The organism is Candidatus Aminicenantes bacterium (assembly GCA_026393795.1).
In the GTDB taxonomy this organism is placed as follows: domain Bacteria; phylum Acidobacteriota; class Aminicenantia; order UBA2199; family UBA2199; genus UBA2199.
This window is the reverse complement of sequence record JAPKZL010000174.1, coordinates 1-10,671: the sequence shown is the minus strand read 5'-3', so window position 1 is coordinate 10,671 and position 10,671 is coordinate 1. Positions and strand designations below refer to the sequence as shown.

General features: G+C 54.6%; 9 protein-coding genes. 7 read left to right on the top strand and 2 right to left on the bottom strand.

All coding sequences use genetic code 11. The features are described 5' to 3' along the window. Positions 1-11 precede the first annotated feature (11 nt). From NTW95_08280 to NTW95_08270, 3 genes are all read left to right on the top strand, one after another. On the top strand, positions 12-149 hold the full coding sequence (locus tag NTW95_08280; protein MCX6557407.1) for a helix-turn-helix domain-containing protein: 138 nt from the start codon (positions 12-14) through the stop codon (positions 147-149). Between the two features lie 106 nt (positions 150-255). Further along, positions 256-1,005 carry an energy transducer TonB gene (locus NTW95_08275; protein MCX6557406.1) on the top strand — a complete coding sequence of 250 codons (750 nt, stop codon included), beginning with the start codon at positions 256-258 and terminating at the stop codon, positions 1,003-1,005. 182 nt (positions 1,006-1,187) lie between these two features. Continuing rightward, a complete protein-coding gene (locus NTW95_08270; protein MCX6557405.1) occupies positions 1,188-2,579 on the top strand; it encodes an MFS transporter in 1,392 nt (463 codons plus the stop codon). 40 nt (positions 2,580-2,619) lie between these two features. Here the strand turns inward: NTW95_08270 and uvrB are convergent, their stop codons facing one another. Beyond that, positions 2,620-4,593 carry an excinuclease ABC subunit UvrB gene (gene uvrB / locus NTW95_08265; GenBank protein ID MCX6557404.1) on the bottom strand — a complete coding sequence of 658 codons (1,974 nt, stop codon included), beginning with the start codon at positions 4,591-4,593 and terminating at the stop codon, positions 2,620-2,622. A 12-nt stretch (positions 4,594-4,605) separates the two neighbouring features. Next, positions 4,606-6,507: a hypothetical protein gene (locus NTW95_08260; GenBank protein MCX6557403.1), complete on the bottom strand. Its 1,902-nt coding sequence runs from the start codon at positions 6,505-6,507 to the stop codon at positions 4,606-4,608. A gap of 319 nt (positions 6,508-6,826) precedes the next feature. On the opposite strand from NTW95_08260, the gene NTW95_08255 reads away from it, so the two are divergent. The 4 genes from NTW95_08255 to NTW95_08240 form a co-directional block, all read left to right on the top strand. Continuing rightward, positions 6,827-7,204: a hypothetical protein gene (locus NTW95_08255; GenBank protein ID MCX6557402.1), complete on the top strand. Its 378-nt coding sequence runs from the start codon at positions 6,827-6,829 to the stop codon at positions 7,202-7,204. A gap of 9 nt (positions 7,205-7,213) precedes the next feature. After that, positions 7,214-8,536, top strand: coding sequence for a TolC family protein (locus NTW95_08250; protein MCX6557401.1), 1,323 nt, complete (start codon positions 7,214-7,216; stop codon positions 8,534-8,536). Continuing rightward, the gene (locus NTW95_08245; GenBank protein MCX6557400.1) at positions 8,533-9,615 is read left to right on the top strand and encodes an efflux RND transporter periplasmic adaptor subunit; all 1,083 of its coding nucleotides are present in this window, start codon (positions 8,533-8,535) and stop codon (positions 9,613-9,615) included. Before NTW95_08250 ends, NTW95_08245 begins: the two co-directional genes overlap by 4 nt. Next, positions 9,612-10,671: efflux RND transporter permease subunit (locus tag NTW95_08240; protein ID MCX6557399.1), on the top strand; the 1,060-nt coding region annotated here is incomplete at its 3' end. The genes NTW95_08245 and NTW95_08240, both read left to right, overlap by 4 nt.

The window sequence follows — 10,671 nt, the reverse complement described above, 5'->3', positions numbered from 1 at the left end:
AACTGTCCGATCTGAAAACCAGGGACGACAAACTGCTCAAGATCGCTTTTGAAAGCGGTTTCAACTCCAAGTCGGTGTTTAACGCCGCTTTCAAAAAAAATACCGGCTTTAGCCCTTCCGAGTTCCGCCAGCGGCTGGAGATAAAATAAAAAGGGTATTGAATCATGATTCGGGACGATTGCCGTCAATAAACAAGGCATAGTATTCCCAGGCAACGGGAGTCGCCGAACGATTCCCTGCCAGAGGAGGTATGCCATGTTCAACCATTCATCCATGTCTTCCGAAAAAGTGAGGCGGCCGAAAAGTTTGACCTGGCTCACCCTGCCCCTTTCATTGTTGTTTCATGTCCTGCTCATCGCCAGCCTGGTCATGGTCCCCTTGATCAGGGCCGATGCGAATTTGCCCCAATTTAAGGTGATCCGTATCTCGACCAATCCTCCGCCTGCACCGCTGGTACCGTCTAGGGGCTCGGGAAACGATGGCAGGATAAAAGAAGGACCTGGCCCTAAGAATCCCCCAAAAAATCCTGTTCAGGATGGTGTTTTAATGGTGCCTATGGTGGTTCCTGAAACCATCGAAGAGGAAAATTTGGACACGATCGGTGTCGGCAACGGCGATTCGGATGGCGTCGGCGGCATTCCGGATGGTATCATCGGCGGCGCCCCCAATGCGCTCATCGGCGTTCAGAAAGGCGACAAGGTGGATGATTCCCTCCCGGCCCTGCGCATTGCCAGCGTGCAAATGCCCAGAAAAATCAGGGAAGTCAAACCGGTTTATTCGACGATCGCATTGGCCGCCCATGTCCAAGGCAAGGTCGTCGTTGAAGCCATGACCGATATCTACGGCCGGGTACGAAGTGCGCGGGTCATTTACAGCGCATCCCCGCTGCTCAATGAATCCGCTTTAAGCGCCATCAAGCAATGGCTGTATGAGCCTTATATTTTAAACGGCATTCCCAAGCCGGTTGTTTTTACGGTCACGATCACTTTCACCCTCGAACAGTAGCCATAAGGCCGGGGCACGCCAATGTGCCCCGGCCATTTTACCCATCCCGACCTCATTATCACCTGCTGCATGCAGATTTCTGTTTCGCTGATACGCTGCATTGTATTTTTTTTTTATTGATAATATAATATTTTTTCGCAGTGCTTAAAATCTAACTAAGCGAAGCTAAAAGCGAGGAAACAATGACTCAAGCCCTGAGAACTTCGTTGCGCGAATCCCCGAAAGCCCGCTGGGCGGCTATGACCGTAGCCGGCTTGGCCATGCTCTGCGGCTATTTCATGGCCGACGTCATGGCCCCCCTGAAACCCATGCTGGAGCAGCATCTGCACTGGACCAGCACCCAATATGGCTTTTTCACCAGCGCCTACGGCTGGTTCAATGTCTTCCTGTTCATGCTGCTCATCGGCGGCATCATCCTGGACAAGATGGGCGTGCGTTTCACCGGAGTAATGTCCACCGGCCTGATGGTCGCCGGGGCCGTGCTTAAATATTTCGCCATCACCCACACGTTCGACCCCACGCCCCTGCTGCAAAACGTGCCATTGATCGGCGGCATGCCCCTGCAGGTTTATCTGGCCGGCATCGGCTACGCCATCTTCGGCGTCGGCGTCGAAGTGGCGGGAATCACCACCACCAAGCTCATCGTCAAGTGGTTCAAAGGCAAGGAAATGGCCCTGGCCATGGGACTGCAATTGGCCATGGCGCGCATGGGGACGGCCCTGGCCCTGATGATCAGCGCCCCGGTCGCCGCCCATTTCAAGTCCGTGGGGGCACCGGTGCTGCTGGCCGTGGTGTTGCTTATCATCGGCTTCATCAGCTACCTGGTGTACGGAATCATGGACCGCAAGCTCGATGCCTCGGAAGCCAAGGGCGACGCCGATAGCGAGGAGCCGTTCCGCCTCTCCGACATCAAGCTGATACTGAAGAACAAGGGCTTCTGGTATATCTCGATGTTGTGTCTGCTTTTTTATTCGGCGGTTTTCCCCTTCCTTAAATACGCGACCGACCTGATGGTCCAAAAATACCATGTCGCGCTGGGCTTGGCCGGCATCATTCCAGGCTTGCTGCCTTTCGGCAATATCTTCATGACGCCAATATTCGGGCGCATGGTAGACCGCAAAGGCAAGGCGGCATCTATCATGTTCCTTGGTTCGGCCATGCTGATCGGCGTCCACCTCCTTTTTGCCGTCCCGTTGCTCAGCCATTGGCTTGTCGCCTTTGTGCTGATGCTCGTTCTCGGCGTGGCTTTTTCCCTGGTCCCGTCCGCCATGTGGCCCTCAGTGCCCAAATTGATACCCGAGAAGCAGCTGGGCACGGCCTATGCGTTGATATTCTACATCCAGAACTGGGGGCTGATGGGGGTGCCGCTGTTGATCGGCTGGATCCTGGACCGTTTCTGCATCGTGTCACGCACCGTAGCCGCCGACGGGTCGCCACTGGTCGCCTACAATTATACGATCCCCATGCTGGTCTTCACGGGCTTTGGCTTCCTCGGCCTCGTTTTCGCCTTCCTGCTCAAGGCCGAGGACAAGCGCAAGGGCTATGGCCTGGAGCTGCCCTCGAGTACTACATAACCCCATTCAATAGCCGCGACGCGACCAGATGTTGATAGTCTCAAAACATCTCGATCAGCATATTTTTTAAGAGTTTAATGCGGTCGCGCAGCTGGGCGGCTGTCTTGAAATCGAGGTGGGCGGCTTTTTCCTTCATGGCCAGCGTCAATTTCTGGATCTCCTTCTCCAGCGCCTCCCGGTTCTTGAAATCCTCGGGCAGCGGCTCGGCGCTCTTCTTCAGCCAATAGTCGTCGTCGTGGAAATCCTTGATCTGGCTGCGCACCGAGACGGGCAAGATGCCGTGGCCCCGGTTGTATTCGACCTGGTACTTTCGCCGCCGCTCGGCTTCGGCGATCGCCTGGCGCACCGATTCCACCATGCCCTCGATGTAGAGGATGACCTTGCCGTCGATGTGGCGGGCGGCGCGGCCGAAGGTCTGGATCAGGGCGGTCGGGGAGCGCAGGAAGCCCTCCTTGTCGGCGTCGAGGATAACCACCAGCGCCACCTCGGGCAGGTCGAGCCCCTCGCGCAGCAGGTTGATGCCGATCAGGACGTCGAATTCGCCCTGGCGCAGTTTTCTGATTATCTTTACCCGGTCCAGGGCCTTGATCTCCGAATGCAGGTAGGCGCAGCGGACGCCTTTCAAGGTCAGAAAATCAGCCAGTTTCTCCGCCATTTTTTTCGTCAAGGTGGTGACCAGCACGCGATTTTTGCTCTTGATCACCGGTTCGATTTCGGAGAGCATGTCCTGCACCGGATCGACGGCTTTCTTGACGATCACTTCGGGATCGATCAGCCCGGTCGGCCTGACCAGCAGCGACGTCACCCGCCCCTGGGCATCACTGATCTCGAACGGGGCGGGTGTGGCCGAAACGTATAGGACATTTTGCAGCCGTTCCTGAATCTCGGCGAAATTCAGCGGCCGGTTGTCCAGGGCCGAAGGCAGCCGGAAGCCGTATTCGACCAGCTTGGACTTGCGCGAGCGGTCGCCGGCGTACATGCCGTTCAATTGCGGAACCGTCACGTGCGACTCATCGATGATCGTCAGGTATCCGGGCGGGAAAAAACTCAGCAGGGTGTAAGGGGCTTCGCCTTTCTGGCGTCCGGTCAGATACAGGGAATAATTCTCGATGCCGGGGCAATGGCCGAACTGCTCGAGCATCTCGATGTCAAATAGGGTCCGCTGGCGCAGGCGTTCCGCCAATTCGGGCTTGCCCTGAGCTAGGAAATAACGCAGCCGTTCCTCCAGTTCGAGCCTGATCTTGGCCAGCGCCGCTTCGACGCGGGCCCGGCGGTAGAAAAAATAGTTGATGGGGAAGACGTTCACCTGCTTCCGTTCCTCCAGCCAGGCGCCGGTCAGGGGATCGAAAAAAACGATGCGGCCGATGGCGGTCCCGGAAAATTCAAAGCGCAGCGGATTTTCCTCGCTGGTGGGAAAAATCTCGACCATGTGCCCGCGCACCCTGAATTTCCCGCTTTCCAGCAGGTCATGGGTGCGGCCGTAGCCCAGCTTGACGAATTCATCCAGCAAGGCGTCGCGGGCGATGGTGTCGCCCAGGGCCAGGGCGATTTTCTGCTCGGTAAAATCGCTTGGCGAGCCGATGCTGTAGATCGCCGAAACCGAAGCCACCACGACCGTTTGCCGCGATTCGAGGAGGTTGCGGGTGGCGTCCAGGCGCAGCCTTTCCAGCTCGGGATTGATCGAAACTTCCTTGGCGATATAGAGGTTGCGCTGCGGGACGAATGCTTCCGGCTGGTAATAATCGTAATAGCTGATGAAATAACCGACGCGGTCGGTGGGAAAAAACCCCTTGAATTCCTGAAAAAGCTGGGCCGCCAGCGTTTTGTTGGGAGAGAGAACCAGGGTCGGGACATTCAACTCGCGGATGATGTGCGCCATGGAGAATGTTTTTCCCGACCCGGTCACGCCCAGCAAGACTTGCTTGCGGCATCCCGCCCTGAATTTGCCGACGATTTCGTCAACGGCCGTCTTCTGGGCAACGGTGATGCAAAACGGCGAGGTCAGTTTGAACATGGGGCTGCCGCTTCAGCGATTCGTGGTGACGGCCGGGGCATTGGCGTCAATGAACATGACGTTTTTCAGATATTTCTCCAGCACCCCGGTCTTTATTTTCTTGATTTCGGCCGCCAGGAGGGCGCGGTTGTTTTTCTTAAGGATCAGGATCAGGCAAAAACGCTGCTCCCATTCGATGCGGGTGAAATAGATCTCGATGCCCTGGGTGTGGTTGATGAATTTGCTCAGGATTTTTCTGTCCTTGCCGTAGGAAACGACGAAGATGGTCTTCAGCGGCTCATCCGTGAACGGGTTCTTGATGCTTTTGGTGCTGATCACCACCCGCCCCAGATCTTCACGCTTGGCCGTTTCCATGGTGGCGCATGCCAGGTTGATGATCTCGGCCATGATTACGGGCGGGGTTTCGATGCGGTAGATCTCGTCGAAATTGAAATAGATTTCCTTGATGATCAAGGGATTGACGGTTTTCAAGCGGGAGGTCAGATCGGCCAGCGTACCCATGTCACGATTGCGCAGGCCTTCGTCAAAATCGCGGATCTGATCATAAAGGCTCTTCAAAATGTTTTTGATGGTCTGGAAAATGGCGGCGATGGAAACAAACTCCGCCAGGGTGACCTTCAAGTTCATGATGTTGACTTCGATCTGCTTCTGGTAGAGGCGGGGAGGGACGACCGAGAGGATCTCGATGCCCTGATGGTTTTCCAGCAGAGCGATCAGCTTGTTCAGGTTGGCCTTTTTGCTGGGCAGGGAGACGACGATCAGCTTCAGCTGCATCATGAATTCGTTCTTCTTCTCGACGCTCATGAAAACCTGGCTGATACCGGTCACCTTCGCTTCCTCCATCAGGAACGGAATAATGGCCCGGGCGTAATGCTCATAGCCGCCCACCGACTTGATCTGGGAGAAGACCTCGTTGACCGAGGTGCTGATCAGTTTCGCCAGCGACGTTTCGATGGACTTGATGGCATCGGGATTCAGCGGCTGGATATGGCTGTCGACGATTTCGATGCGGTAGACCAGGATTTTTTCACTGGAGACGAAGCTTTTGTGGTGCTTGATGATGTGGCCGGGGACGATGAAATCCAGGGTTTTCAAAAAATTTTCCACCGAAAAATTCTCTTCCCAGCAGACAAAGGTGATCCCGGTCAGCTTTTCGTAGATGGTCTCGAAATTCTTGATCTTGATCTTTTTGTCGGCCTTGCCGTCGCGGACCATTTTTTGGAATTTGAAGTTGTCGATGATCAGCGCGGCCAGGTCGGAGATCTTCCTTTCCTGCAGGTATTCCCGCGAACGGGATGAAATGAATTTCAAGGCCTCGCCGTTCTCGCCGATGATGGTGTCGATGTCGGGGTCACGGTACATTTTTTTTATGGCCTTGACGGTTTTGTTGTAGATGTCGAAGCGGATGGTCTCGTCCTCCAGGAGCAGGGTTTTCGATAGGCTGCCCTGCGAGGCGTCCTTGATGATCGTCAGCAGGTTGTTTTTTTCGGCTAGAAAATGCTTGTACTCGCGGGCGGTTTTGATCAGGAAGGAGAGGATGATGATCCCCAGCTTGTGGGTTTCATAGTCCAGGGTGAATCCCTTGAGGTAGAGGACATTGCCGTGCTTTTGGTGAATGATGCCCAGGATGGAGTTGGCCATGCCGCTCCAATCCTCCGCCAGCACGCCCATGGTCACGGTTAGGGGATACTTTATTTCTCCCAGCACATCCAGCTGGATGACCACTTTTTTTTTCGAATTTTCATACGTATGCAGCAGCTGCACCAGCAGGGCCTTCTGCTGCAGCTGGGGGAAAATCCGCTGCGAATGCTCGATGCGGGCCAGGCTGGTGAATATTTCTTCCTGGGCGATGTGCAGTTTTTTATCGTGCAAAATATGCTTGACGTCGTCCAATTCTTTTACCGGCCACGGCATGGGAGTAATTTATCCCAGGCGAAAAAGATTGTCAATAAAAATCAAGTTGTCGTCATTAGTGAGATTTTCAAAAAAAAATAAAAATAGTTTTTTCTGTTGACAAAATATTAACTCCGAGTTAAAATATATTACGCTAGGTAAAATAATTATAAATGTGATTTGGCAGGAACCGCCTTACAGAATAGTTCGCTGCCTTAATTGCGGACAAGTCTTGCAAAGACCGGCCCCGGTAGAACCTTTGTCATTATATAACGATAAATATTTTACCGCTAATTATATCCGTTTTCAGGATGAAATCGCCCAAAAAGGCAAGGAATTGATGGGCCAGAAAAAAGACAAGCGCCTGATCATAGAGGATATTATCGATCTTTCACTCTCGCTGATGCAGGAAAAACGGAACTTCCTGAAAATGATGGTCCGGGAACATCACGTGGCCATCCAAGAGTGCGAGAACATCGAAGAACACATGGGTTTTGAATTACGCAGAAGGGAAGAGATCGCCAAGAATCTGGGCGAATTCATGAAGGATGTCATACGCCCCGAAGTCCTCAAGGGGTTTGGGGTCATCATGGTGGGGGCCACCCTGAGCAGCTTGCTGGAAGGGGCATTATGGGAGTCGATCCAGGCCGATCTCATCAACCATGAAAAACAAAAAAAATTGATCATGACGCTGTTGAAAAACGGCATACTGGCATAGGAGGCAGCAATGAAAAAAGCATTTTTATTGTTTCTACTTCTGGCGACGCTGGCATTTGCGCAAAACGCGCCCATGGACCTGACCGTCGACCAGGCAATCCAGTTGGCGCTGACCAACAACACCGCCTATCAGGTCAGCCAGCAGGAGGTCAAGCAGTACCGCTATCGCCTCATGCAGAATTTCGGTTTCCTGCCGGAAATAACGCTGTCCGGTAGTAAAATACTGGATCAGAAGTTGATGGTTATCGAGATACCGCCCTTCTACCCCGGCGCCGAGCCGACCAAGGCCACGCTGCGCTTCCAGAAGGACTACGCGTTCAGTTTCCAGATCGTCCAGCCGGTCTTCACCGGCGGCAAGATATTTTTCAATTACAAGAACGCCGAACTGGACCTGAGGCTGGCCAAGGAAAAGGAAAAGGATTCCAGGGCCGACACCATCCTGAACGTGCGCAAGATGTTCTACAATATCCAGATCCTGCAGGAGCTGCTCAAAGCCCACCAGGAGGCGTTTTCCCTGGCCGAAAGCAACTACACCAACGTCAAGAAAAGCTTCGATCTGGGTATGGTTTCGAAGTATGACTTGCTGCGCTCCGAACTGGCCTTCAGCGCCATCAAACCCGATGTCCTGCGCGTGGAAAACCTGCTGGAAACGTCCTACCTGGGCCTGAAGCTGATGCTCGGCCTTCCGGCCAGCCGGGAAGTGCGCCTGCAGGGAGAGCTGGGTTACCAGCCCGTGCAGCTGGAGTTGGCCAAACTGCTGCAGAGCTCGCTGAAAAACCGCTCGGAACTGCTGCAGCTGCAGATGCAGAGGCAAAAAATCGACAACCTGCTAAAAATCGCCTGGGCGCAGTACATCCCGAATTTTTCCTTGGTGGCCACCTACAGCTATCAGTCCGATCTGTTCAAATTGACCAAGAGCAATTGGGATGACTATTTCAATATTTCGCTGGGGGTCAGCTTTCCCATATTCACCGGCTTGAAGCGCAGCGCCCAGATCGGCGAAATGCGGGTGCTGCAAAAGATCATGGATCTCAACGTCAAGCAGCTGACTGACGCCAACCAGCTGGAAATCGAAAGCAAATACCGCACCATCAACCAGGAATATGAAAACATCCAACTCGGACAGAAAAACATGGAGAGCGCCAGAGAAGGCGTGCGCATCGCCGAGTTGAACTACCGCGAGGGGATGATCACCATCCTCGAGCTGAACTCGTCCTACAACGAGCTGACCAGGGCCAAGGTCAATTATTTGCAGGCTTTATACAATTACAATATCGCCATCGCCGAGCTTGAAAAACTCACTGGCGTCAACATCAATGGAGGTGCCGAATGAAAAAAACTTTATTTGCGTTATTGATTCTGGTTTTCACGCTGTCTTTTTGCTCGAAAAAAAATAACGTGAGCGAGTTTCAGCAGAAACCGCTGCTGGTGAAGGCGGAAATGCCGCAGAAAGGGACATTGACCAAGTATTTCGATTATAAGGGGACGGTCAGCGCCTGGAAAACCGCCAATATCGCCCCGGACGCCTCCGGACGCGTCGGCCGCATCCTGAAGAAGCAGGGCGACCGCGTCAACCAGGGCGAGTTGCTTGCCGTGCTCGACATGACCTCCCTGGAGCTCCAGCAAAAGCAGGCTCAGGCCGCCATGGCTGTGGCCCAGACCGCCTTTCAGAACGCCAAGCTCAATGCCGAGCGCATGAAGAAGATGCTCGAGAACAAAGCGATCTCACAGATGCAGTACGAGAACACCCAGCTGGCCCTTGACGCCGCCGACACGCAGATGAAGAGCGCCAAGGCCAACCTGGACCTGGTGGATTACATAGCAAAAAATGCCTACATGAAAGCGCCTTTCGCGGGCATTATCGCCGCCAAGAACATGGAAGAGGGCGACATGATCAACCCGATGATGGGCATGGGCCAAAGCATCCTGACCCTGATGGACCTCTCCAAGGTCAAGGTCGTTGTGGACGCCCCGGCCGAGGAGATCGAGCGCATCAGGATCGGCCAGAAGTGCCTGGTTAAAATATCCTCTCTCCCGGGCGAGGTTTTTATCGGCGAGGTCTATTCCAAGAACCTGGCCGCCGACCCGCTCTCAAAAACTTTCAAGGTCGAGGTCACCATCGACAACCCGCAGATGAAGATCAAAGCCGGGGTCTACGCCGACATCGCCATCGAATACATCCGCAAGGAGAACGTTTACCTGCTGCCGATCACGGCCCTGCTCTCCGGCGACAAGGAAGTGATGGTCGATGACAACGGCGTGGCCCGCAAGCGTCCCATTACCATCGGCGAAAAGAATGGCACCCGCTTCGAAGTCGTGTCCGGCGTCAACCCGGGCGAGCTGGTGCTGACCGAGGGCAACTACGACTTGAAGGATGGCACGGCCATCGTCATGGCTGGAGATAAAAAATGAAGATCGTCGATTTTTCCCTAAAAAAGAAAGTGACGATGTCCATGGTCGTGCTGGTCATCGTCATCCTGGGCATGATCTCCTTCACCAAGCTGGGGCTGGACATGCTGCCCGACCTCGACTACCCCTACATCACCGTGATCACGACCTACAGCGGCGTCTCCTCGGAGGATATCGAGCAGAACATCACCCGGCCGGTTGAGCAATGGGTCTCCACCGTCGCAGGCATCAAGGACGTGAAGTCCATCTCCATCGAGGGACAGTCGGTGGTCATGATCGAGTTCGAATGGGGGATCAACCTCGACTTCGCCGCCCAGGACGTGCGCGACGCCATCGGCATGTACGAGCAATACCTCCCCGAGGGCTCCCAGAAGCCGTTCGTCATGAAGTTCAACTTCTCGCAGATGCCGATCATCGCCTACGGCGTCACCGGCGGCAACATGAGCCTGAGCAAGCTGCGCGACTACATCGACAACGAGGTCGCCACCCGGTTGGAACGCATCGAGGGCGTGGCCTCGGCCGCGGTCTTCTCACCGGAAACCAACGAGGTCGTGGTCAGCGTCGACAAGGGCAAGCTCGAATCGCGCAGCCTGAACATCAGGCAGGTGGAGATGGCCGTCCAGGCCTCCAACATCAACCTCCCGGCCGGCTACATGACCGAGAACCATAAGGAATTCCTGCTGCGTACCATGGGCGAGTTCAAGACCGTGGCCGAGATCAATGACATCCTCATCGGCATGAGCCGCAGCGGTGCGCCGATCTTCCTCAAGGACATCGGCACGGTCCACGAGGGGCCCAAGGAGGCGCGGCTCAAGCTGCGCATGAACGGCAAGCCGGGCATCATGATGATGCTCACTAAAAGCTCGGGCGCCAATTCGGTCCTGGTGGCCCGCCAGGCAAAGAAAGTTCTGGCCGAGATCGAGCCGACCCTCAAGGAAGGGGTCAAGTTCCATGTCTGGCTCGACATGTCGCGCATCATCGAAATGATTTCCAACAAGTCGACCATCAACATCATCGAGGGCGGCCTGTTGGCCATGCTGATCATCTTCCTCTATTTGC